The organism is Paenibacillus sp., assembly GCF_048976745.1.
In the GTDB taxonomy this organism is placed as follows: Bacteria; Bacillota; Bacilli; order Paenibacillales; family Paenibacillaceae; genus Paenibacillus.
In genome coordinates this window covers 364,746-389,415 of the sequence record NZ_JBHGUU010000024.1, presented here as the reverse complement: position 1 = coordinate 389,415, position 24,670 = coordinate 364,746, and the positions used below count along the sequence as shown (strand labels likewise).

At 46.0% G+C, this 24,670-nt stretch carries 21 protein-coding genes; 18 read left to right on the top strand and 3 right to left on the bottom strand.

Annotated elements, in window-relative coordinates; genetic code table 11:
- Positions 1-158: 158 nt before the first annotated feature.
- The 12 genes from liaF (at position 159) to ACE3K2_RS27560 (ending at position 13,603) form a co-directional block, all read left to right on the top strand.
- The gene (gene liaF / locus ACE3K2_RS27615) at positions 159-1,187 is read left to right on the top strand and encodes a cell wall-active antibiotics response protein LiaF (protein ID WP_421897678.1); all 1,029 of its coding nucleotides are present in this window, start codon (positions 159-161) and stop codon (positions 1,185-1,187) included.
- Positions 1,188-1,190: 3 nt separating this feature from the next.
- Entirely contained in the window at positions 1,191-2,216 is a 1,026-nt protein-coding gene (locus ACE3K2_RS27610; protein ID WP_421897675.1) for a HAMP domain-containing sensor histidine kinase, read from the top strand.
- An 18-nt stretch (positions 2,217-2,234) separates the two neighbouring features.
- Positions 2,235-2,897, top strand: a complete 663-nt coding sequence (locus tag ACE3K2_RS27605; RefSeq protein ID WP_421897672.1) for a response regulator — start codon at positions 2,235-2,237, stop codon at positions 2,895-2,897.
- 148 nt (positions 2,898-3,045) lie between these two features.
- Complete coding sequence (locus ACE3K2_RS27600; protein WP_421897669.1) at positions 3,046-4,713, top strand: S1C family serine protease; 1,668 nt, start codon at positions 3,046-3,048, stop codon at positions 4,711-4,713.
- 172 nt (positions 4,714-4,885) lie between these two features.
- Positions 4,886-5,575 carry a response regulator transcription factor gene (locus ACE3K2_RS27595; RefSeq protein ID WP_421897666.1) on the top strand — a complete coding sequence of 230 codons (690 nt, stop codon included), beginning with the start codon at positions 4,886-4,888 and terminating at the stop codon, positions 5,573-5,575.
- Position 5,576: 1 nt separating this feature from the next.
- Positions 5,577-7,037 (top strand): sensor histidine kinase, encoded by a 1,461-nt coding sequence (locus tag ACE3K2_RS27590; protein ID WP_421897663.1) that lies wholly within the window; start codon positions 5,577-5,579, stop codon positions 7,035-7,037.
- Between the two features lie 67 nt (positions 7,038-7,104).
- The gene (locus ACE3K2_RS27585; RefSeq protein ID WP_017689593.1) at positions 7,105-8,058 is read left to right on the top strand and encodes a 4-hydroxy-3-methylbut-2-enyl diphosphate reductase; all 954 of its coding nucleotides are present in this window, start codon (positions 7,105-7,107) and stop codon (positions 8,056-8,058) included.
- 284 nt (positions 8,059-8,342) lie between these two features.
- Positions 8,343-9,407 (top strand): 3-deoxy-7-phosphoheptulonate synthase, encoded by a 1,065-nt coding sequence (gene aroF, locus ACE3K2_RS27580; protein WP_036610039.1) that lies wholly within the window; start codon positions 8,343-8,345, stop codon positions 9,405-9,407.
- A gap of 413 nt (positions 9,408-9,820) precedes the next feature.
- Positions 9,821-11,245 carry a type I glutamate--ammonia ligase gene (gene glnA, locus ACE3K2_RS27575; protein ID WP_421897658.1) on the top strand — a complete coding sequence of 475 codons (1,425 nt, stop codon included), beginning with the start codon at positions 9,821-9,823 and terminating at the stop codon, positions 11,243-11,245.
- Between the two features lie 238 nt (positions 11,246-11,483).
- Entirely contained in the window at positions 11,484-12,572 is a 1,089-nt protein-coding gene (gene serC / locus ACE3K2_RS27570; protein ID WP_421897655.1) for a 3-phosphoserine/phosphohydroxythreonine transaminase, read from the top strand.
- Positions 12,573-12,713: 141 nt separating this feature from the next.
- Positions 12,714-13,181 carry a tRNA (uridine(34)/cytosine(34)/5-carboxymethylaminomethyluridine(34)-2'-O)-methyltransferase TrmL gene (gene trmL / locus ACE3K2_RS27565; RefSeq protein WP_421897652.1) on the top strand — a complete coding sequence of 156 codons (468 nt, stop codon included), beginning with the start codon at positions 12,714-12,716 and terminating at the stop codon, positions 13,179-13,181.
- A 167-nt stretch (positions 13,182-13,348) separates the two neighbouring features.
- The gene (locus ACE3K2_RS27560; RefSeq protein WP_036610032.1) at positions 13,349-13,603 is read left to right on the top strand and encodes an AbrB/MazE/SpoVT family DNA-binding domain-containing protein; all 255 of its coding nucleotides are present in this window, start codon (positions 13,349-13,351) and stop codon (positions 13,601-13,603) included.
- 101 nt (positions 13,604-13,704) lie between these two features.
- Here ACE3K2_RS27560 and ACE3K2_RS27555 read toward each other — a convergent pair whose 3' ends face one another.
- On the bottom strand, positions 13,705-14,622 hold the full coding sequence (locus tag ACE3K2_RS27555; RefSeq protein WP_421897649.1) for a serine hydrolase domain-containing protein: 918 nt from the start codon (positions 14,620-14,622) through the stop codon (positions 13,705-13,707).
- A gap of 472 nt (positions 14,623-15,094) precedes the next feature.
- Between ACE3K2_RS27555 and ACE3K2_RS27550 the strand changes: the two genes are divergently transcribed.
- From ACE3K2_RS27550 to ACE3K2_RS27525, 6 genes are all read left to right on the top strand, one after another.
- Positions 15,095-15,859: an alpha/beta hydrolase gene (locus tag ACE3K2_RS27550; protein ID WP_421897646.1), complete on the top strand. Its 765-nt coding sequence runs from the start codon at positions 15,095-15,097 to the stop codon at positions 15,857-15,859.
- A gap of 11 nt (positions 15,860-15,870) precedes the next feature.
- A complete protein-coding gene (locus tag ACE3K2_RS27545) occupies positions 15,871-16,830 on the top strand; it encodes an ABC transporter permease (protein WP_017689585.1) in 960 nt (319 codons plus the stop codon).
- An 18-nt stretch (positions 16,831-16,848) separates the two neighbouring features.
- On the top strand, positions 16,849-17,751 hold the full coding sequence (locus ACE3K2_RS27540) for a carbohydrate ABC transporter permease (protein WP_076209164.1): 903 nt from the start codon (positions 16,849-16,851) through the stop codon (positions 17,749-17,751).
- A 53-nt stretch (positions 17,752-17,804) separates the two neighbouring features.
- Positions 17,805-19,403 carry an ABC transporter substrate-binding protein gene (locus ACE3K2_RS27535; RefSeq protein WP_421897641.1) on the top strand — a complete coding sequence of 533 codons (1,599 nt, stop codon included), beginning with the start codon at positions 17,805-17,807 and terminating at the stop codon, positions 19,401-19,403.
- 95 nt (positions 19,404-19,498) lie between these two features.
- Positions 19,499-21,664 carry a beta-glucosidase BglX gene (gene bglX / locus ACE3K2_RS27530; protein ID WP_421897638.1) on the top strand — a complete coding sequence of 722 codons (2,166 nt, stop codon included), beginning with the start codon at positions 19,499-19,501 and terminating at the stop codon, positions 21,662-21,664.
- A gap of 77 nt (positions 21,665-21,741) precedes the next feature.
- Positions 21,742-22,758: a LacI family DNA-binding transcriptional regulator gene (locus ACE3K2_RS27525; RefSeq protein ID WP_421897635.1), complete on the top strand. Its 1,017-nt coding sequence runs from the start codon at positions 21,742-21,744 to the stop codon at positions 22,756-22,758.
- A 336-nt stretch (positions 22,759-23,094) separates the two neighbouring features.
- Here the strand turns inward: ACE3K2_RS27525 and ACE3K2_RS27520 are convergent, their stop codons facing one another.
- Together ACE3K2_RS27520 and ACE3K2_RS27515 are read right to left on the bottom strand one after the other, a co-directional pair.
- Positions 23,095-24,159, bottom strand: coding sequence for a phosphodiester glycosidase family protein (locus ACE3K2_RS27520; protein WP_421897632.1), 1,065 nt, complete (start codon positions 24,157-24,159; stop codon positions 23,095-23,097).
- Positions 24,156-24,566 carry a hypothetical protein gene (locus tag ACE3K2_RS27515; RefSeq protein WP_421897629.1) on the bottom strand — a complete coding sequence of 137 codons (411 nt, stop codon included), beginning with the start codon at positions 24,564-24,566 and terminating at the stop codon, positions 24,156-24,158. The genes ACE3K2_RS27520 and ACE3K2_RS27515 overlap by 4 nt, the downstream gene beginning before the upstream one ends.
- Positions 24,567-24,670: the final 104 nt, after the last annotated feature.

Below are 24,670 nucleotides of genomic sequence, written 5' to 3'. Positions count from 1 at the left end.
GAGCAGTAGCTCCGGGGTGTTTTACATATGCGAAGTTTTACAAAAATATCCTCACATCTCAGTCTCGAGACCGAGTTGACTTCCACCTGCCGCCGCTGTTCTCATTGCCTTGTCTGAGTTACACTGGATACATAATACAGATGAAGGAGACATGAGCGATGAAACGATCGACGCGTGACCGCTGGTGGGTTGGCATACCTCTTATTGCTATTGGTGCGATGATCTTGTTCAGACAATTGGGCTATGACATTGATGTAGGATATATTTTTAGAACATATTGGCCGTTATTTCTAATCTGGTGGGGGGTCAAAGGAATCTCCGAGATTCGCCGCAACGGGGGTTACACCTTTATTGGACCGGTAATTGTACTGGGAATCGGCGGTTACTTTCTTGCCCGTAACCTGGGATGGATTGATTATTCCATGGGGGAGTTCATCCGTTATCTCATTCCGGTAATGCTGATTGGCGGAGGATTGTTTGTATTGATTGGGCCACGACGTCGTGATCGGAAACATCATGACAAGATGCAGCCGCCTCCAGCACCTGAGCAACCATATAAACCGTTGTCTCCTGAGGATCTGGAGATGCCATCGTCGTTTGACGAACAGTTCGAGAAAACATTTGGCAAACCGAAACAGGAACAGAAGAACGATCCACATGGCCCTCATTTTACAGGATCAACAGACTCATCATCACAAGGGCATCAATATAAGAAGAAATATCAATCGTATAACTCAAATAATACCGGATATGAAGAACATTATGATGATGGCTATGGGAATGGTTATGGAGGTTATGGCAGCGGCAGTACCATTAATAAATCAGCGTTCATTGGGGATTTGTACATGGGACAGGAAGTGTTCTCGTTGAAACCGATGAACATCTCGGCTTTTATCGGAGATACCGTAATTGATTTGACCAAAGCACAGATTCCATACGGTGAGACAAAGATTGTCATTTCTTCATTTATCGGTGATGTGAAAGTATTTGTACCAGAGGATATGGATCTGGGTGTGACGGTGACGACGAATTCGTTCATTGGAGACATGTCATTGTTGAATCAGAAACGCGGCGGATTCCTGAGTAGTGCTCAGGCTGAAACTGCTCATTATCGTGAAGCCAGCAAAAAGGTGCGGATTATTGTAAGTGTGTTTATCGGAGACGTCAAAGTAAATAAGGTGGGTTAACGCATGATTCGAACAATTCTCAAGGCCAATAAGTGGGAACTGATGATGTATTTTGCGCTAACGGGTCTGATTACACTGGGCGGATTCTATCTATTGTATGGAGAGGTATTAATGGGGGCTGGTCGTCAACGAGCATGGACTTATGTTGCCGTTGTTGTGCTGGCCACCGTTATCACCGGATATATCGCTGCATTACGACTTCAGCGCAAGATCGATCTGCTTGATCTTAACATGTTGAAAGTGTCCAAGGGTAATCTGGCGGTGCGCATGCCTGAAGCGGATGACGCTTCGTTTGGTCGTGTCTACCAGGAGTTTAATGTCATGATGGATTCGATTGAGAAAAAGATGAGACTTCTTCAGCGCCTTGGTGAGCAGGAAGTCATTGAGAAGGAGCAAGCCTCGGAGCGCGCTGTGATTGAAGAGCGCAAACGAATGGCAAGAGACCTTCATGACACGGTTAGCCAGCAGCTGTTTGCAATGCATATGTCGGCTTCGTCCTTACCACGTCTGCTGGAGATGAATCCGGAACATGGCGGCAAAGTACTGGACCAGTTGATTCAGATGTCTCATATTGCTCAACGTCAGATGCGAGGACTTATTGCCCAACTTCGACCAGTGGAGTTGGAAGGGCGTGATCTCACGGCGGCACTGGATAGCTGGTTTCCTGATTATTGCAGACAGAATGGTCTTAATGGTGTGAAAGAGCTGGAACTGGATGGCGGAATCTCGGATGCCATTGAGCACCAGCTGTTTCTTGTTATTCAGGAGGCGGTAGCCAATGTCGTGAAGCATGCAGAGGCAGGGGTGGTGAGTCTGTCCATACGGGAGAGTGAACATCAGATCAGCATGAGCATCAGCGATGATGGTCAGGGATTTTTGCAGCAAGCTGAACGTCCGGGTTCATATGGGTTATCTACCATGCGTGAACGGGCGGAGAAGCTTGGGGGGCAAGTTCAGATTATATCGAAGCCAGGAGCGGGAACGACGGTACGGGTATTGATCCCCAAATTTCCGAATGTTTCTGAATGATCTAGAGGGGGAGACGGAATGAGTGGGAAAGTAAACGTGATGATTGTGGATGACCATGACATGGTACGAATGGGGTTAAAAACATACTTGATGCTGGAACCTACTTTTCATGTGATGGGAGAAGCGGGCCACGGGCAGGATGCGCTTGATCAGTTGCGTAAGTTAAATGATAGTGAATTGCCAGACCTGATCCTCATGGATCTGATGATGCCCATAATGAATGGTGCTGAAGCAACACAAGCCATCATGACTGAATTTCCAGGGATGAAGATTGTGATGCTCACCAGTTTCCTGGAGGATGATCTTGTTGTGCAAGCGATTGAAGCGGGTGCGGTAAGTTATGTACTGAAGACAGTCTCTGCTGAAGAACTGATCTATGCACTTCAAGGGGCATACAGAGGCATGCCTGTTATGACAGGTGATGTGTCACAAGCATTGACTCGGGGAATCAGACAACGAACAGCGAGAGAGAGTGAATCAGGTCTGACTGAACGGGAGAAGGAAGTGTTGTTGCTTATTGCAGAGGGGAAGACCAACAAAGACATTGGAGAAGAATTACATATCAGTATCAAAACCGTCAAAACACATGTCAGCAACTTGCTGATGAAATGCGAGATGGACGATCGTACACAATTGGCAATCTATGCGCATCGACAGGGTTGGGTGAAAACAAAAGGATAAAATCCCGTCATGACGGGAAAAACAATCTATTCATCCGTGCTTTTATCTCCTTTTTAATTGTTTTTAAGGTACGGTTAAGGTTTAAAGTACAAAATAAGGACAGTTAAAGAATATCTCTTGGGAATAAGAGATTGGGAGGTAGAGAGGCATGGACGAACGCAATTATAGATCGAACCGTCAAGACGAGGAAAACGAAACCAAACAAACGGAGAATCGCAATTCTTCCGGAACGGACGAATCCTCCTATTATTATTCTTATGGACCTTTTCAGTCCGTGAATCAGGAAGATACAGCAAATCACATGGGAAGCAATAATCAACGTGAAGAAGGCAATGTAGAGATTACAAAACCTGATCCGGTGAGACCCGTACCTACTTACTATAATAGTGAATCATCCGAGCAAGCGAAAAGATCATCGGGAGGCGGCGGAAACGGCTCAGGTAACGGTGGAGATCAAGGTAATGGCGGCAAAGGCAACTGGAACTATAATAACCGCAAGCCGCGTTCTTCCGTAAGATCACTGTTGTTCTCTTTTATTGCCGGCATGCTGGTCATTACCGTTCTGATGTACACAGCCGATAGAACAAACATGTTCACACCGGAGACCGCACTTACGAACACAGCTAATCAAAGCTCAGGACAGGAAGCGTCCACCAACACAGGCGGAGGCAACAATGTGACAGCGTCGTTACTGCCAACAGGCAAAGAAGATGTTTCTTCCGTAGTGACAAGTACAAGTCCAGCTGTCGTCAAAATCGAAACACTCGCAAAGCAGTCCTCACGTACAGGGTTGGGTCAGGGTGGATCGAATACAAGTGATCCGTTGTACCAATACTTCTTTGGCAATGGGGGCGGAACGGAAGGCAATCAAGGCCAAAGCCAGCAACCACAAAGTAGTAATCAGCTTGTGCCTATGGGCATTGGTTCCGGATTTATTTTTGACAAAGAAGGATATATCCTGACGAATCAACACGTAGTTCAGGGTGCAGATGTAATCCAGGTAACCCTGGAGAACAACAGTAAACCTTATGAAGCTAAACTGCTGGGAAGCAGCTTCGATCTGGATTTAGCTGTATTGAAAATTGAGAAAAACAGTGGTGACGATGCATTCCCTGTAGCCCCACTGGGTGATTCCAATAGTACTCAAGTCGGTGAGTGGCTTGTAGCGATCGGTAACCCTGAAGGATTCGAACACACGGTTACAGCAGGTGTGCTGAGTGCCAAAGAACGTACGATCAGCATTCCAGATGAAGAAACAGGAAAAACACGTGAGTACAGCCATTTGCTGCAAACAGATGCTTCGATTAATCCGGGTAACTCCGGTGGTCCGTTGCTTAACCTGAATGGGGAAGTTATAGGAATGAACGTTGCCGTAAGCGCAGATGCACAGGGAATTGGTTTTGCGATCCCGTCGAGCGTTATCTCTGAAGCCGTTAAATATCTCAAAGAGAACAAAGAAGTTCCCAAAGAGCCAGTACCATTTATCGGTGCATCTCTGATGGCTCTCACGCCTGAAGTTGCTAAACAAATGGGAACAGACATCACCGAAGGTTCTGTCGTTGCCAGCACGATCTTCCAATCACCAGCTTACCAAGCAGATCTTCGTGCATACGACATCATCACAGGTGCCAACGGTACACCATACGCCACAAGTCAGGATCTGATTGATTTTATCAAGAAACAGGAAATTGGCAGTGAAGTGACATTAAACGTGGTGCGTGACGGTAAAAAAATGGATCTGAAAATTAAAATCGGCAATAAAAATGATTTTGATACTTCACAAACTACAGATACACAACAGCAGCAACAACCTTAATATCGAGTAAGGATTGGCAGAACGGAAGGGTTTGAAGGCCCTTCCGTTTTTTTTGCCCTGATGATGCAGGGTTACCATGGACCAGGACGGATTGAAGACGTCTACATGAAGATGCAGATTGTGCTTCTGCCTGTTACAATGGGATAAAACGTTAGGATAAAGGAGAAAGACCATGCGCTCAACTATTTTAATTGTGGATGATGACGAAAAAATTGTATCCATGCTCCGCCGGGGGCTGGCTTTTGAAGGATATGAGGTACAGACCGCTTCCAACGGAGCCGAAGGCCTCAGCAAACTGATGGATAAGGAACCGGACATCGTTGTGCTGGATGTAATGATGCCGCAGATTGATGGATTTGAGGTATGCCGCAGATTAAGAGAAGCGGGCAGCAAAGTGCCTGTATTGATGCTGACGGCCAAGGATGAAGTACAGAGCCGGGTAACCGGACTGGACACGGGAGCCGATGACTACCTTGTAAAACCTTTTGCGCTGGAAGAATTATTGGCACGTGTCCGGGCATTGCTGCGCCGCAAGTCAGATAGTGCGGGCACGCCGGACAACCGCTTAATGTATGAAGATATCATTCTGGATAATGACTCACGTGAAGTATTCCGAGATGGGCAACGCCTGGAGCTGACGGCCAAGGAATTTGAGCTGTTGAATCTGTTTATGCAAAATCCAAGACGGGTACTGTCCCGTGATCTGATTATGGATAAAATCTGGGGTTATGATTACAGCGGTGAGTCTAACGTGCTTGAAGTGTACATTGCCATGCTCAGACAGAAGACAGAAGAATACGGTGGCAAGCGTCTAATCCAGACCATCCGGGGAGCCGGCTATATTCTGAGAGGTGACTCCTGATATGTCCATCCGGTTAAGACTAACCGCATGGTATTCTGGCATTTTGGCGGCTGTTCTTATCTTTTGGGGCGTTGTAATCTATGCCTTTGTTTATTTTAACTCCTACCAGGAAGTCGAACAGCAATTGAAGGTGAAGAGTACCCGAATTACGGAACAGATTGGTGTTAATCCTCTTTCACAGTCGCTGGATCTGGACCCATTTACAGAGAGTCAGCTTCAGGAGGCACAAATCTATATTCAGCTCTGGGATTATCAGAGCCGATCAGGCAGAATTTCCGGTAATATGGAGAAATTGGGGATTCAGTTTCCAGTATTAAAAGCCAATGAGATACTTAAAGAGCGCGGGATATCCAAAATTTATGTGGATGGGACACCGTTTCTGGTGAATCAGCTTCCCCTTTCTCTTCAGGGTACCAACGAAGTACGTGGAATCCTTCAGGTAGGGGCCAATGTAAGTTCACAGGAGCGATTGCTGGAGGCATTGCTTAATATTCTGGTCTTTGGTTGGCTGGTGGCCATGGCATTGGCCATAACCTCAGGTCTCGTTCTGGCCCGCAAGTCGATGCGTCCGCTTGTGAATGTCATTGATGCCGCCAATCAGATTCAATCGGGAGATGACTTAAGTGTACGCATTCAATATGCGGGGCCTAAGGATGAGATCGGGCGTCTGATTGAAACGGTTAATAATATGCTTGAACGTACCGAATTGTCATTCCGTGGTTTGGAGGAGACGAATGCTGCCCAGCGCCGCTTTGTATCCGATGCATCGCATGAATTGCGTACGCCGCTGACCACCATTCGCGGGAACGTAGACTTCCTGAAAAAGCTGTGGGATCAGGAGGGAACCGACAGACCGAATCTGGACGAGGAGACCGTCAAACAAATGTCGCTGGAAGCCATTGAAGATATGGCCGACGAGGGAAAACGTATGAGCAGGCTGATCAGCGACATGTTATCCCTGGCGAGAGCGGACACGGGGCAGAAGATTGAACTGAATCCGATCCCGCTGCAAATTCTCGTACAGGAAGTGGCACGCAGAGCGCAATTTTTGGATCGTGAGGCAGACTGGAATCCAGGAGATTTTTCCGTCCTTAACGGCATTTATGTTAACGGTAGCAAGGACTATCTGCAACAGATGTTGTTCATTTTCATCGAAAATGCGTTTAAATACACACCTGAAGGCTCTGTGACGCTGGATGCCGTATTATACAAAGGTCAGGTTGGACTACGCATCAGCGACACCGGTATTGGGATGGATCGGGACGAAGTGCCGTTCATCTTTGATCGTTTCTATCGGGCAGATGAATCTCGTGGGGCTACACCGGGCATAGGACTGGGACTTTCGATTGCGAAGTGGATTATTGAGGAACACCACGGATCAGTTGAGGTTGTGACCAGACGTGGAGAAGGAACCACCTTTATTATCTGGTTGCCGGTTGTCTTTGCTCCGCCTATCGAATAAAGGTATAATAGAGAGGACTGCAATTACATCGGCAACGTTGCCGAGAAAGAAAGCGGGTGGCAACCAAGTGGAAGTACTGCGAATTTCGCCGCGGGGATATTGTTACGGCGTTGTGGATGCGATGGTGCTCGCGCGTCAAGCGGCACGCAATCTGGATTTACCACGACCTATTTATATATTGGGTATGATTGTGCATAACCAACATGTGACGGATTCCTTTGAAGATGAAGGTATTATTACATTGGACGGTCCGAACCGGATGGATATTTTGAGCCAAGTAGAGAGTGGCACGATTATTTTTACAGCTCATGGTGTATCTCCTGAAGTGCGTAAGCTGGCAAGGGATAAAGGTTTGACAACAGTGGATGCAACATGCCCTGATGTCACCAAGACACATGATCTCATTCGGGAGAAGACGGCAGAAGGTTATCAGATCATCTATATTGGCAAAAAGAATCATCCGGAACCAGAAGGTGCTGTAGGTGTTGCACCAGATCTCGTTCATCTGATCGAGAAGGAAGAAGAGATCGAAGAACTGAACGTACCTTCAGGCAAAATCCTTATTACGAATCAGACCACGATGAGCCAGTGGGATATCAAACACATTATGAGCCGTCTGCTGGAGAAGTTTCCGGGCGCAGAGATTCATAATGAGATATGTCTCGCAACTCAGGTTCGTCAGGAAGCTGTTGCTGAACAGGCGGGACAGTCGGATCTGGTTATCGTTGTGGGTGATCCTCGCAGCAATAACTCTAACCGTCTGGCACAAGTGTCTGAGGAGATTGCAGGTGTGACGGCCTACCGTGTATCCGATGTCTCCGAGATTCAGCAAGAATGGCTGAAAGGTGTTAATAAGGTGGCGGTTACCTCGGGTGCATCAACACCAACACCGATTACGAAGGAAGTCATCCTTTACCTGGAGCAGTATGAGCATGACAAGCCGGAGACTTGGGAGATCAAGCGTACCGTGAACATGAGCAAATTGTTGCCTCCAGTCAGAGAAAAAACACGTACACCGTAGGGCGAAGGAAATGTAAGTCGAAGTGTATGTGGATTACAAACAAGATGTGAATAAGAAGAATCCTGTTATGCAGAACCTATGTTGGTGCTGTGGAGCGGGGTTCTTTTTTAATACATGGATAAGGAATGTGTATCTTGACGCAATAGGAGAACTATGGTATATTCACTTTAACGGATAAAAGCTTAAAAGCGAACAAGCGTTTAAGCGCGACAGAGTTTTTGGATTTAATCAGACGCACGATAAGAAATTATTGTGCTCTCATACAAGGAAGGATGGGAATTAATATGATCGTTATTGCAGGCAAGGCTACTCCGGAGGAACAGATTCAGGATATCGTTGCAGTTATTGAAAAAGAAGGGCTTCAGGTGCATATCTCTCGCGGAGAGGATCGTACGATCATTGGTCTGATTGGCAAAGTTGAACCTAAAATGCAAGAGCATCTTCGCCAAATGAAAGGTGTCGAGAATGTTGTAAAAATCTCGAAATCGTACAAATTGGCAAGTCGTGACTTCCATCCGGAAGATACGGTGATCTCCATCAAAGGTGTAGATATTGGCGGAAAAGAACTTGTTGTCATGGGCGGACCATGTGCAGTTGAATCCGCTGCGCAGATTGATGAGATTGCCGGGCTTGTAAAAGCTGCTGGTGGGCAAGTGTTGCGTGGTGGTGCATTCAAACCGCGTACAGGTCCTTACAGCTTTCAGGGAACGGGCGTAGAGGGATTGATCATGATGGCGGAAGCAGGCAAGAAACATGATCTGCTAACGATTACAGAAGTCATGACACCTGAGTATGTGGATATTTGCGCCGAGTACGCAGATATTCTGCAAGTGGGTACACGTAACATGCAGAACTTTGACCTGCTCCGAAAATTGGGCGAGTGTGGCAAACCGGTATTGTTGAAACGTGGCTTCAGTGCGACATACGATGAGTTGTTGAATGCGGCTGAATACATTCTTGCGGGTGGTAATCCTAATGTTATGCTGTGTGAGCGTGGTATTCGTACGTTTGAATCCTACACACGTAATACGCTTGATCTGTCAGCGATCCCTGTTCTGCAGTCTCTCAGCCATTTGCCGGTTATTTCTGACCCGAGCCATGGTACTGGGCGCCGTGAACTGGTGGAACCAATGACGAAAGCTTCTGTTGCTGCGGGTGCCAATGGTCTGATCATTGAGATGCATACCGATCCGGATAACTCCATGACAGGAGATGGTGTGCAGTCCTTGTTCCCTGACCAATTCGCCAACCTGCTGCAGGATCTGGAGAAATTGGCACCAATCGTGGGTAAATCATTCAGCACAGCCAAACAACCGGCAGAATTTTTCCCGGCACGTGTAGGCGTTTAATAAAAATTCTTAGTCAAGGTCTGGCTTATCAGCCGGGCATCTCATCTGCTCTCGTTTATTGCGACGAAATCAGATAGATGCTCGGTTTTTTGCATATTTTGCAGTTTTGAACGTATTTATTAATCAATGGTGATAAGAAACATTTATGATGTGAAGTTTTTTCCATGATTTAGGATAAAAAAGGGGTCGCTTTACCGCATTAAACCAGTTAAATGTATATTAAACTAGTTGTTATATGAATTTAGGTTATTTATAAAATGTGAGTATAGCTAACATACTCGCAAAAAATACCTTACATAAGTATTGACGATGTCAGGTTTTAAAATTTATAATGACGACAGAAAAAAATTCGAATTTAGACATTTTCTTTAGTGGGGTTGTTTAATGTTCGGAATATTTGGGAGGACGAATACATGTCGGTTGAAAACGTATTGAAATCAATTCAAGAGAACAACATCGAGTGGGTAGATTTTCGTTTTGTAGATTTAGCTGGTCGTGCACATCACATCTCGTTGCCAGCTTCGGCTGTTGATGCAGACACGTTCGTAAATGGAGTAGCTTTTGACGGTTCTTCTATCCAAGGTTTCCGCGGAATTGAAGAGTCCGATATGGTTATGATGCCAGACCCTGAAGCGACTTATGTCGATCCGTTCACTGCACACCCTACATTGAATGTTATGTGTGACATCTTCACTCCGGATGGCGAGCGTTATGAGCGTGACCCACGCAGCATCGCTGTAAAAGCAGAAGCTTATTTGCAAGAGAGCGGTGTAGGTACTGCTGCATTCTTCGCACCTGAATCCGAGTTCTTCATCTTCGACGATGTACGTTATGAGAGCGGCACAAACAGCTCTTCCTACTTCGTAGATTCCGAAGAAGCTTCATGGAACACCAACCGCAAAGAAGAAGGCGGAAACCTGGGCTTCAAAGTACGCACTAAAGGTGGATATGTTCCGGTAGCACCAGTGGATACACAACAAGATATTCGTAGCGAAATGTGTCGCCTTCTGGAAGAAGCGGGCTTGTCGATCGAGCGTCATCACCATGAAGTGGCGACAGCGGGTCAAGCCGAAATCAACTTCCGTTTTGATACACTGAAGAAAACAGCAGATAACCTGCTTGCATACAAATACATCGTGCACAACACTGCACGTCAATATGGTAAAGTAGCAACATTCATGCCAAAACCATTGTTCGGTGATAATGGTAGCGGAATGCACGTTCACCAATCCATCTTTGATGGCGATTCCCCATTGTTCTATGACAAAGCGGGATATGCTAACCTGAGTGAAATGGCTCTGCACTACATCGGCGGTATCCTGTACCATGCTCCGGCACTGATCGCTTTGACTAACCCGAGTACTAACTCGTTCAAACGTCTTGTACCTGGTTACGAAGCACCAGTAAACCTGGTTTACTCCAAAGGTAACCGTTCCGCAGCAGTTCGTATTCCGGTTGCAGCTGTGACACCAAAAGGTTGTCGTATCGAGTTCCGTACACCAGACTCCACAGCTAACCCATACTTGGCATTCTCCGCAATGTTGATGGCTGGTCTGGATGGAATCAAACGTAAAATCAACCCAACTGAGCTTGGATATGGTCCGCTCGACAAAAACATCTATGACCTGTCTGATGCAGAGAAAGAAAATATCCGCAGTGTGCCAGCTTCCCTCGAAGAAGCACTGGATGCATTGGCAGCGGATAACGAGTTCTTGACTGAAGGCGGCGTATTTACAAAAGAATTCATTGAAAACTACATCAACCTCAAACGTGATGAAGCGAAAGCAGTAGCGATCCGCATTCATCCGCACGAGTACAGCCTTTACTTCGACTGCTAATCAGTCGGGGATCGGAACAGAAGTTGTTCCAACTCAAAGCCTCCGGGATACGCTCTCGGAGGCTTTTACTTGAATTAAACAATGTAGTGCTTTAACTTTGCAGGGTGATAAAGGAATTTGATGACCTGAATTGGACACTTCAGTGCATATTGCTCTTGAAGCAGATAGAGAATACTGATATCATTGCGATAATATTCACCTAATATGTCAGTTACGGATGGAAAGGGCGGGGGATTTTGTGACAAAAAGAGCGTATAATTTTAATGCAGGACCTGCGGCGTTGCCACTTGAGGTACTGGAGCGTGCACAGGCGGAATTTGTAGATTTTCGTAATACAGGCATGTCGATTATGGAGATGTCACACCGTGGAGCGGTGTATGAGTCTGTACATAATGAAGCTCAGGAACGTTTGTTGTCGCTTCTAGGCAATCCAAAAGGATATAAGGTTCTGTTTTTGCAGGGCGGTGCAAGCACTCAGTTTGCGATGTTGCCAATGAACCTGCTTGGGGCAGGGCAGACTGCAAGTTACGTGATGACTGGCAGCTGGGCCAAGAAGGCTCTGTCTGAGGCGAAGTTGATCGGTGAGACGCATGTTGCTGCATCTTCGGAAGCAGAGAAATTTATGAAATTGCCGGATGTTTCGAATCTGAGCCTGCCGGAACGTACGGCTTATGTGCATCTCACTTCCAACGAAACGATCGAAGGTACGCAATTTAAGTCGTTCCCGGATACCGGTTCAGTACCTCTGATTGCGGACATGTCGAGTGATATTTTCTGTAAACCATTCGATCTCAATCAGTTCGGTATGATCTACGCGGGTGCACAGAAGAACCTGGGTCCATCCGGAATTACGGTTGTGATTGCTCGTGAGGAACTGGTGAGTGAATCACCTAAAACGATCCCAACGATGCTTCGTTACAGCACACATGTAGATAATAACTCCCTGTATAATACGCCGCCATCCTTCTCGGTATATATGGTGAATGAAGTATTGAAATGGATTGAAGAGCAGGGCGGATTGGCTGGTATTGAGCAGAAAAATACGAAAAAAGCGGAATTGCTCTACAACACAATTGATGCTTCCGGCGATTTCTACCGTGGATGTGTGGAAGCAGTAGATCGTTCCCTGATGAATGTAACCTTCCGTCTTGCTTCCGAGGAACTGGAGAAGAAGTTCATCAAGGCATCGGAGGAAGAAGGATTTGTAGGTCTGAAAGGACATCGCAGTGTGGGTGGTCTCCGTGCATCCATATATAATGCTGCTCCTTATGAGAGTGTTAAGGCACTGACAGACTTCATGAGCCACTTCCAGAAGACAAATGGATAATTAAAAGTATAGGTACGGTGTCATGGAACTTCGTGTCTAATGTTGTGCCTTACCAGAGCCTTCCACATTGACGTGTGGAGGGCTTTTCTTTAAGATTAGAGGGTTGTCGTCAACATGAAATGAAAAGGAGATTGAACACATATGGCTTTACACATCGTTCTGGTTGAACCAGAAATTCCGGCGAACACAGGCAATATTTCGCGTACTTGTGCGGCAACCGGTACCCATCTGCATCTCGTGCGTCCACTTGGATTTCGAACAGATGATGCTACATTGAAACGGGCAGGGCTGGATTACTGGCATGCCGTTCATATTGAATACCACGACTCATTCGAAGAGGTTCAGGAAAAATATCCGGAAGGTCGCTTCTTCTACGCAACTACGAAGGCAAAGAACCGTTACAGTGACTTTAATTTTCAGGATGGGGATTTCCTCGTTTTTGGTAAAGAGACGAAAGGCCTGCCACCTGAATTAATTGCTGCGAATCCCGATACATGCATGAAAATGCCAATGACTGGTGATGTTAGATCATTGAATCTATCCAATTCGGCAGCCATTATTGTATATGAAGCATTGCGTCAGCTCGATTTTCCGGGGTTAGAAGGGTAAATTGAGGTTATAAATAACGGCTAGAATTCGGTAAAAAAACATTTTTCAAAAAAAAGGACAAAAAATGTTTATTTCCAGCAGGATTCGACAAAATGTTGGCGAATCTATAAACATAGTACAAATGTACCTAGAAATTTAGAGTAAGATAGGAGAGGTGTGCCGTAGCTATGAAGCCAGCTGGAGTAGTTCGCAAAGTTGACCAATTAGGTAGGATCGTATTGCCTAAATCTTTGCGTAAAAGGTATCAAATGAATGAGGGAGATCCTGTAGAAATTTTAGTACAAGGGGACCATATTATCTTGGAGAGATATCGTCCAAAATGTATTTTCTGCGGATCCATCGAGGAAGTCAACGAGTTCAAAGAGCGTTACATATGCGCACAATGTTTAGATGAAATGACTCAGCTTCCACAACACGGATAAGAAGTAACGCCATGGGGGTTTATCAACCCCGTGGCGTTTTTTTTGTTTTCAGTATCCAGTGCATGGTTCAGTTCCATATGAATAAAAGAAGAGTATGAAATCTAAGGTTGAATGCACATAGGTAAAATCTTATCCCATACGGCATTCAGGATGCCTTGCATATTTTCTTCCTGACTATTAATACATATGACAGCTTCCTTTGAGGGAAGGATGATGCATAACTGACCATAGGCGCCATCGGCGCGGTAAGCACCATGGGAACACATCCAGAACTGATATCCGTACCCTTCTCCCCAATCACCGTCTCCAGTCTTTTCGATCTGCTGGGACGTAGCCTGCCTGATCCAATCCGCAGGTACAAGCTGTGTGCCTTCCCAAAGGCCCTCCTGCAGCAGTAACTGTCCAAATCGACTTAGTTCCTCATTGCTTATCCAAAGACCTGCACAGCCAAGTGTTACCCCCAGTGGAGAGGTTTCCCATTCCACATCATGAATGCCAAGCGGCTCAAATAACCGTGGAGTCAGGTAATCTTTCACGGTTTGGCCGGTAGCTGCCTGTAGCATGGCTGAGATCATAAACGTATCTCCACTGCTGTATGTAAAATGTTCTCCGGGCATCCGGTCCAGAGGGAGAGACATATAATGTTTTGCCCAATCTTTCTCGGTCAAAGAAGCCCGTTCATCAGCCCAAAGAGGCGGGGAGTCATGACCGGAAGACATTCGGAGCAGATCACGTAACTTCAATTCCCGTGGAGATGGGAGATTGTGATGAGCACTGGATACATGATTATAGGTGAAATAATCACCAAGTGTGGCATCCAGATGTAAGAGACCTTCTTCAAGCGCAAGACCAACAGCCATACATGTAAAGGATTTACTGATGGAATGTTGTACACGGCGTTGATCCCGATCCCTGTCCCAATGGGCAAGCAGATGCCCTTTTTGTAATATGCGAATGGAGAAAACGTTCAATTGTTGCTCAGTAATCGTTTGAATGAAACCTTTGAGTTGCTCAGACATATTAACCTCCCTAATATCAGGTGAAACCTGAGTAAAATCGGTTGGTGAAACGTTTCCGTAATTCGAATGCAAAATCAGAACCCATGTTAGTATAAACCTGGTTTGGTGTCAATTAAAGTTGTAATAACACTGACTAAAATTTCATTTTTTCGTAATAATAGTGTCTTTTGGCGCAACTTTCGGTGTAAAAAAGCATTTTTTCGAGAAAATAACGCGAAATTTGTAAAAAGGTTATTGACAGGATTTACTCATCGGGCTTATGATTTATTCGAAACGATTCGAAGAAATCGCTTCCACATTAAAAGTGTTGTAATGAAGACCAAGTGAATCAACGTTGGCTATGTTTTGAAACGATTCGAGAAAATCGTTTCGATAACCCATCGTAATACAAGGGAATCTACAACAGCCTGCAATCCAACGCCAGAGAAACGTATGAGTAAAGACAGCAGGCGATGATGAGAGGGGTTACATTATGGCACATATAACGATCGAAACTGGATCGCCAACCTTATGCATGAATACCAGCATACATGTTGTGTCCAGTGACTCCGGAGAGACTTCAGGCGGTACACTATATCTGTTGCACGGGGCGGGCGATAACGCAAGTACCTGGCAGCGATTAACCACAATTGAGATGTATGCAGCGCAATATGGTTGTACCATCATTATGCCGGAAGCGAATCGAAGCTATTACACCGATATGGAATACGGCCTGAATTACTTCCACTACATCACTCAGGAATTGCCTGAAGTATGCAAGCGTCTACTCAATCTGAATCCTGATCCTGAGAAAACGTACGTCGCCGGTTTATCCATGGGTGGATATGGTGCACTGAAATGTGGACTAACTTATCCAGAGAAGTATCGAAAAGTAGTGTCTCTATCCGGCGTAACGGATATTCAGACTCGGCTTCATGATCCCCATATGCCAGCGACCATGATCAAGGAAATGAAAGCGGTTTTTGGAGAACGTTTACAGGTAAAAGCCGATCAGGATATTTACACACTGTCGGCCAAGCTGCTGGAACAGGGTGTTCCTTTACCGGATATCCTCAGTTGCTGTGGCGATTGTGACCCCTTCGTAGAGATGAATCGCGACTTCGCGAAATACATGCAGGGGACTGCCTTTGATTTTCGGTATGTGGAGACGCCGGGGGCTCATGAATGGAGATTTTGGGAGCACCACCTGAGAACGATGTTTGATTTTCTGTACAACGACAAGACCAAAGTAGAGTGAGGAGATGCAATGTGAAACCTGCAGCCGAAGGACCTAGCAAAAAGCTGAAGGGAAACGTGAAGGGCAATTCGCTCTGGACTGAAATCTGGAAGCACCGAATGACATACACCCTGCTTATTCCGGGACTTGTCTGGCTAATCCTGTTTGCCTACATGCCGATGGGTGGCCTGTCTCTGGCATTCAAAGATTACAAGGCCAACCTGGGCATCTGGGGAAGTCCATGGAGCGGATTCGAGAACTTCAAATATGTTTTCCGTGATCCAACCTTTATTGATGCGGTATGGCGTACGCTGTACATCAATATTCTGAAACTGATTATTCAGTTCCCGTTCCCGATCATTCTGGCGTTGTTGCTGAATGAATTGCGGATGCGCAGAGGGAAAAAATTGTTCCAAACGGTTCTTACGTTCCCTCACTTTCTGTCCTGGATCATCGTATCCGGCGTAGTTATCAATGTGCTGGCATATGACGGACTGGTAAACAGCGCGCTCGGATTACTTGGATTGCCAACGATTAACTTCCTTGGATCCGAATCCAACTTTGTACCGATGTTGCTGTTGACTGATATCTGGAAATCAAGTGGATGGGGCGCGATTATATTCCTGGCTGCCATCTCCGGTATTGACCAGGATCAGTATGAATCAGCACAGATTGACGGGGCTTCCCGTATGCAACAGATGTTCAAAATTACTTTACCGAACATCCTTCCAACCATCACAATCATGTTTATTCTTTCGGTTGGTGGATTGATGTCTTCCGGGTTTGACCAGATCTTCAACTTGGCAAATGCCGCTACCAAAAATGTATCGGAAGTACTCGATGTATATATCTATCGGATTACGTTCCAGTCATCAACCGATTTCTCATTCTCGACAGCGGTCAGCTTGTTCCGTTCCCTGGTGAATATGGCCTTGCTGCTTCTTGCTGACAGATTTGCCAAATGGCTTGGCGGAGACGGTTTGTTCCGATAAGAGAGGAGGGAAAATGAGATGAGCAAGAAAGCTAACAAAAAACCGAGAATTGGTACAGAAAAAATGACACTTCTCGATTATATTATTTTCGCCGTATTACTCGTGCTTGCCCTGATGATCCTGATTCCGTTCTGGAATGTCATCATGATCTCGTTTGCAACACAAAAAGAATATGCTGACAATCCATTTTTGATGTTCCCTAAAGAATGGACATTGGATTCCTATAAGGCCTTGTTCGCTGACGGAACGATTCTGTCGGGGTACAAAAATACAATTATATTGCTAGTTATCGGCTTGCCACTCAGCTTGTTCCTGACAACAAGCATGGCGTATGGCCTTAGCCGTAACAAATTTCCGTTTAAGAAATTTCTCTTTTTCCTGGTACTGTTCACCATGATCTTTAATGGTGGTATCGTACCGCTGTACCTGATCATGAAATCACTTCATCTTACTGGTACGCTGTGGTCCGTTATCCTGGCGGGAAGCTTCAGTGCGTTTAACATGATCCTGATGATGAACTACTTCTACACCTTGCCTGAATCGCTGATGGAATCGGCGAGACTGGATGGAGCAGGAGAGTGGAGAATTTTGTTCTCCGTTGTTCTTCCGTTGGCTACACCAATTATGGCTACAATCACGTTGTTCTACGGTGTGGCTTATTGGAACAGTTGGTATGATGCGATGATATTCCTTCGAAAAGCGGATCAGTTACCGCTCCAGAATGTTCTCCGAAATATTATTGTGACATCTACGACGAATGCATCCAATGCATCCAGTGTGGATGCTGCCCAGGCAAGCAACTTCTCCATGGGCATGAAGATGGCGGCCGTATTTGTCACCATGGTACCAATTATGTGTTTCTTCCCAATGCTGCAAAAACACTTTGCCAAAGGGGTATTAACAGGGGCAATCAAGACCTGATTATACGTATAGGATTTTGCAATAAATTCTACTAAAAAACATGGGGGTAAAACATGAAAACGAACAAAAAGTTGTCAGTAAGAGCTCTCTTTGCCATCACGCTTAGTGTAGTTATGCTGATGGTGACCGCTTGTTCCAGCCAAGGAGCTTCAGGTGGTAACGAAAAAGATGCAGAGGGAAATTACAAAGATAACCTGACCATCTCTGTAGCTAACCTGACAGAAATCAAAAACGGGAACCTGGATAATGACTTCCACAAGTTCTGGACAGACAAATTCAATGTAACATGGGACTACAACTATATCGATTGGGATTCATGGGGCGAGAAGCTTCGTCTGTGGATCAACTCTGGCGACCTGCCGGATGTAGCAGTATGGAACTACGTACATGGCGATGCCATTAACAGTATTGAACAAGGTTTGTTCTACAAATTCCCGGATGACTGGAAAGAACGCTGGCCTAACGTGGCAGCAGCTTACAACTTGACAGGTCTTGGAGACAAGTTGGAAGAATTGACGGGTGGAACATATGTCCTGCCTAGACCAATCTATTTCGAGAACAAACCGGCTGACCCGCTGACAAACCAAATTGGTGTCATTGCGCTTCGTAAAGACTGGGCTGAAGCAGTTGGTTTTGAATTGAAAGATGCTTATACAACAACCGAATTGAACGAATATGCTGCGCTTGTGAAAGAAAAAGATCCAGGCAAAGTGGGTAACAAACTTGTACCTCTGTCCTACAATGCGGCAGATGCCATGACAAACATGATTATGCCAAACAGTGTGCATGCCATGACTGATTCTCCGTTCTATAAAGGAGAAGATGGCCAATTCCACTGGGGACCAGCAGATCCTGAAACGCTGACAGGACTTAAATTGATGCAAAAAGCCTATAAAGATGGCCTGCTCAATCCTGAGTTCTACACATGGAAAAACAATGAAGGTCAAAACAACTTCAAAGTAACCGGTACAGCTGCAGTAACAAGTCTGGGCGGACTGGCTTCGTACAGACAAGGTCTGGATTCCGATATGAGAAAAAATCTGGGTGTAGATAGTGATGAATTGGTACACACAGCGATCGTAGTGGGCGATGACGGGAAATACCGTAACATGGAGCAAGCCAACTTCTGGTCGGCGTTGATCTTCAATCCGGACATCAGTGATGAGAAATTCGAACGGATCATGGATCTGATCGATTACTCCGCAACAAAAGAAGGACAGTTGCTCATCAACATGGGCTTTGAAGGAACGGATTGGAAATATGATGAAAACAACGAACTCGTTAGCTTGTTGCCAGAAGGAACGGTATTGGAAGATAAATACCCAGCGCGTTTTGAAGGTCTGTACCTGCTCGGTGACGACTTCAGTGTTGTAAACCCTGCAATCAAAAAGGATTACCGTGATAGAGCTGTGAAATTGTTCCAAGAAAAAGCAAAACTCGGTACAGAAGGCAACTCGCTTGCAACATACGATTGGGATGTCAACCTGTACGATTCCAAAGCGAAGAGTCAGGCTTCATTCGACTACCAGAACGAATATGCCAACTTGATCCTCAAAAGTGGAGATCTAGAGGCGAACTGGAAAGAATGGGTAAACAGTAAAATGTCCCTGGTTCAACCTTACCTGGATGAACTGAACAAAGAATTCAAGTAATCATTCAGTCATTAATTTTGAACCCGGTGCGCGGTCTCTCCCCGAACGCAGCCGGGTTCTTTATTTCAACAACTTGTAGTGGAGGATACGATCAGATGAATAACGAGCAGTTGCTAGACCTGGTAAAACAGATGACGTTGGAGGAAAAGACAGCTCAGCTTCTTCAGTTGACTGCCAACTTTTATGAAGGAACAAATGTCGAAGGTCAGATCACAGGGCCAATGGAAGAGATGGGAATTACGGAGCAGTCCGTGGATGCCAGTGGGTCCATTCTGGGGTTGTCCGGTGCGCAGGCCATCATTGATGTACAGCAAGCTTATATGAAAAAAAGCCGTTTGGGCATTCCGCTCTTGTTCATGGCTGACGTCGTTCATGGATTCAAAACCATTTTCCCGATTCCACTGGCAATTGGTTGCTCATGGGACACAGAACTGGCTGAGAAAAGTGCTGAAATTGCAGCTCGTGAATCGGCAGTATCCGGTTTGCATGTTACCTTTGCACCTATGGTGGATCTGGTTCGTGACCCGCGCTGGGGCCGTGTGATGGAAACGACAGGAGAAGATCCCTATTTGAACAGCTTGTTCGCGGCTGCATTTGTACGTGGATATCAGGGCGATAGCTTGAAAGATGAGCCAGATCGTCTTGCAGCCTGTGTTAAACATTTTGCGGCGTACGGAGCGGCTGAGGGTGGTCGGGATTATAATACGGTGGACATGTCCGAGCGTAACCTGCGCGAGTATTATTTGCCAGCGTACAAAGCAGCGTTGGATGCGGGCGTGGAGATGGTCATGACTTCGTTCAATACGGTTGACGGTATTCCGGCAAGTGGCAATGAGAAGTTAATGCGCGGCATTTTGCGTGACGAGTGGGGCTTTGATGGTGTATTGATCTCGGATTGGGCTTCCATTCGCGAAATGATTGCGCACGGTGCTGCCGAAGATGATCGTGAAGCGGCATATCGTGCTATTCGCGCAGGAGTAGACATGGAGATGATGACACCTTGTTATGTGCATCATTTGCCTGAGTTGATCGAGAGTGGTGAAGTGGAAGAGAAGCTCATTGATGAAGCCGTTCTGCGAATTCTGCAACTGAAAGAGAAGCTGGGATTGTTCGACAATCCGCTACGTGCAGCTGATCCGGTTCGTGAACGTGAGATTGTGTTCTCCAAAGAGCACCGTCAGGTAGCGTATGAATTGGCAACCAAATCGGCTGTCCTGTTGAAGAATGATGACAGCGTGCTTCCGCTTCAACCTGATGCGAATGTAGCCCTTATTGGTCCTTTTGCACAAAGTCCTGATATTCTGGGTTGGTGGTCCTGTGAAGGCGTCAAGGAAGATGCAGTCAAGCTCGGAACAGCTCTGCAAGAACGCCTGACGAGTGGGAAAGTTCAATTCGCTCAAGGCAGTCATGTTCATACGATTACAGCTGAGCAAATTGCTGAAGCCCTGGATGTGGCAAGCAAAGCGGATCTGATTGTCCTTGCTCTGGGTGAAGACTCCGAGATGAGTGGAGAAGGTGGCTCACGTACGGATATTCGTCTGCCAGCAGCCCAATTGGAATTGGTTAAACAGCTTAAAACAGCGGGAAAACCTATTGCCAGCGTTATTTTCAACGGCCGACCATTGGATCTGCATGGTGTAATGGATGAATCGGATGCGGTTCTTGAAGCCTGGTTCCCGGGTAGTGAAGGCGGGGCAGCGATCGCAGATGTTCTGACAGGTGTAGTGAATCCATCTGCACGTCTGACGATGTCCTTCCCACAATCCGTAGGTCAGATTCCGGTCTATTACAATCATTTCAATACAGGTCGTCCGCTGAACCCGGAGAAGACGGAAGAACGTTATGTCTCCAAATACATTGACAGCCCGAATGAACCTCTGCTTCCGTTTGGTTATGGTCTCTCATACACTTCTTTCTCTTATGGTGATCTTGAAGTGTCAAGTAACGAGATGACTGCCGAAGAGTCCTTGAGCATCCAAGTACGTGTAACGAACACGGGTGAGCGCGCAGGTGAGGAGACTGTCCAGTTGTACGTTCGTGATGTAACGGGTGAGGTTGTTCGTCCTATGCGTGAGCTGAAAGGATATGTGAAGCTTGCACTGGCGCCAGGCGAGAGTGGTATAGCTACGTTTACTTTAAATGAAGAACAGCTTCGTTATCACCATTCTGACTTAAGCCATCGTAGTGATCGAGGTGAGTTCCATATTCTTGTAGGTGCAAACAGTCGGGACACGCAGAAGAAATCATTCAGACTCGTGTAATCCGGTGAATGGAAATAGTAATGTGTCAGGCCTTTTGTTATGAAAGGTCTGATGAACATAACAGGGGAGCGAAGAATGTGGTCAGTATCAAGGATATCGCCAAACAGGCGGGAGTTTCCATCTCAACTGTGTCATATGCGCTGAATGGCAGCAACAAAGTGACCGATGAGACGAGTTCCAAAATTTTGGCCATTGCCAAAGAGCTGAACTATGTTCCAAATGCCGCTGCAAGAACACTGAAAAAAAGGGAATCCAAAATTTTGGGTGTATTCTTGACCGATTTTAGTGGAGATGTGTACGGAGACTTGCTGAGTGGCATGAAAGCTGTATGTAATGCTCAAGGCTATGACCTGATCGTGTGTAGTGGTAAACAATCCCATCGCATGCTTCCAGAGAGGATGATTGACGGTGCAATCATTCTGGATCATACGTTTGCAAGTGAGGAACTGATGCAATATGCCGATCGTGGGCACAAAATCGTTGTATTGGACCGTGAGATGGATCATCCCAACATTAATCAGGTTCTGCTGGATAATAAGGCCGGGGCGACACTTGCGATGGAACATCTTATTGAACAGGGACATAAAAAAATCTACGTGGTGACTGGCCCGGAAGGTTCGTTTGACTCTGTGCAGCGGTTAAAGGCTGTGAGACAGGTGGCGGAACGTGAAGCCGATGTGGAATGGATTGAGATCACGGGAGATTTTGAGAAGAGTGGCGGAGAACGAGCCGCAGATCAGATTGTGCAGGTGTATGATGGGCCCGCAGCGGTATTCTGCCTCAATGATGAGATGGCCATTGGCTTGTGTGATCGTCTGGCAGAAAGTGCACTTGGCGTTGGTCAGGAGATTGATGTCATTGGATTCGACAATATTGAATTGAGCAAGTATGTCCAGCCGAGATTGGCAAGCATTGATTATTCCAAACGCAAGTGGGGATCACTCGCTGCTGAACAATTAATCAAAATTATTGCTGGAGAACCTGTCGATCATGAACGAATTTATGTGACATTAGTTGAGGGTGGATCGGTAAATGGACCTATGCCGTCTGATTCGGTTATATCTATGCGGAATGAACGGGCGGTCAGCTATTGATCCGGAATTTGCGTCTCGTGACAGGATTGATGCGTAAAGCAAACGGTACAGCAAGAGACAAGGCTTAGAAGAATCGAATCCTTCTTTTAAGCCTTGTCTCTTGCTATTTCGAGGATGAAGCATAGAAAAAGCCTCTCCGGAGAGAGGCTTGGCCTTTACAAGCCTTTTGTCTTGTCATTGTTGTAGGATGAAGTGAGAATGCCTGTAATGAAGAGAGTCAATACGATTGCAATAATCCAGAATGTCAGTGAAAATGACATACCCTTCGCACCTCCTGCACAAGCTCATTTTCTTCTATTATAACCATTATAAGTAGAAAAGAAATGCTTCGTTCTATTATTTGTAAAATAAAAAGTGAGTAGGCACCGGTCTGAGACTACCGTCCGAAGGGTTATTCACAACCCGATTATTCAGAATAAGCGAGGAAGATCCACCGCCATCCAGATTATAGGCGTCGATGACCCCAAGCTTGTACAAGCGCCCTTGCAATTCTTCAAGGGTAGCACCGGAACTTCCGCCTTCATTATAACCATCGACCACAATGATTAACAACTGATCATCCTTATAATTGCCAATGACTGTACGTGGTGCTCGTTTGGGGGATACTTTCCATTTGTCGGGAATTGTGGTTTTACGCCCATTCTGTAGCAGTACCGGAACAAACGTAGCCCCAAATTGCGGTTTCAGGCGATCCAGTGAGTTTTTGTCGAAGAACTTGCCTCCAACCAGCTTGCCGGCATCGTTAAGTCCTACAAAAAACAGATCTTTGAAACTGGCCTGAAAACCATTCACGTATTTCCCGTCCATGACGGTTGTGCTAAGTGGATAGCGTTTGCCACCACTGTCGGCAAAACCACCTGCGTTGATCCCGGCAATTGCGCCGTTACGCTTCACAGCCTGCATGGTCGTCTCAGAGCGCCCAGGTTCACTGTCTAGCGCCATCTGCATGGCAGTAGGGTCTTTTAGCTTGATCTTCATGGCATAGCCCTTATAGTTGCCAGGATTCACTCTGTACATTTCAATCGTTAGTCGATCACTGTCTACCCGTTCAAATGGAACGCCAAGCTTGGATGTAATGCGTTTGTTGTAGATCGTTTCCGGACGGTCCGCCTGGGCGGAAGCTTTCTGCACAAGTGTAGACATCGTACTTGTTGTTTTATTATAGAGCTGTGTCGTTCTTTTAATAGAAGAAGAAGTCTGAACAGCAGCATCTTTTGCCCCGGCAAGCTCTTGGCTAATTGCTTGGGTCCGGGGTGTAATCGTGTCCTCTGACAGTTCGGTAGGAATCAAACCTCCGGGTTCAAGCGGAGGACGAAGCAGCAGCAGGCATAATATCAATCCAACAAAAGGAGCGAGTGCAAGCATAAAAAAACGATTAACCTGTTTGACGGGTGTAATCATTTGAGCAGGTCCATCTTTTTCTGGAGTGTCTCCAGTTGTTTTTTGACTTCGCTCAGCTGGGTATACAGTTTGTTGCTGTTGTCCGTTTTGTCGCTTGCATTATCCTTGGTGAAAGTCAGCAATTCATTGAAGGATTGAACTTGTCCCTGAAGGTCTTTTACTTCCTTTGATATCGTTGTTAGCTGATTTTCGTAGTCAGTTTTTAGCGCTGCAATCTGCTGCTGATTATGGGCCTGAAGCTGGTTAATCATCTGTTGCTGGAGATGGTTACTATAATAGTAGGTTCCAACGACTCCTAGTGCAATGAGAACAATCCACATTACCAGAAACAGCTTGATTGAAGATCCGGCCTTGCCTTTGGCGCTCCGGGTGTGATGGATGTCAGAGGGCGGGGCAGATGGTTTCATATCATCACTCCTGGTCATTTATAGGTACAAAAATTTTTCCAGTCCTCATTCTATCATGCCCCTATTGATTACGCAAAAATGAAATTCTTTACTTAATAGAGTAA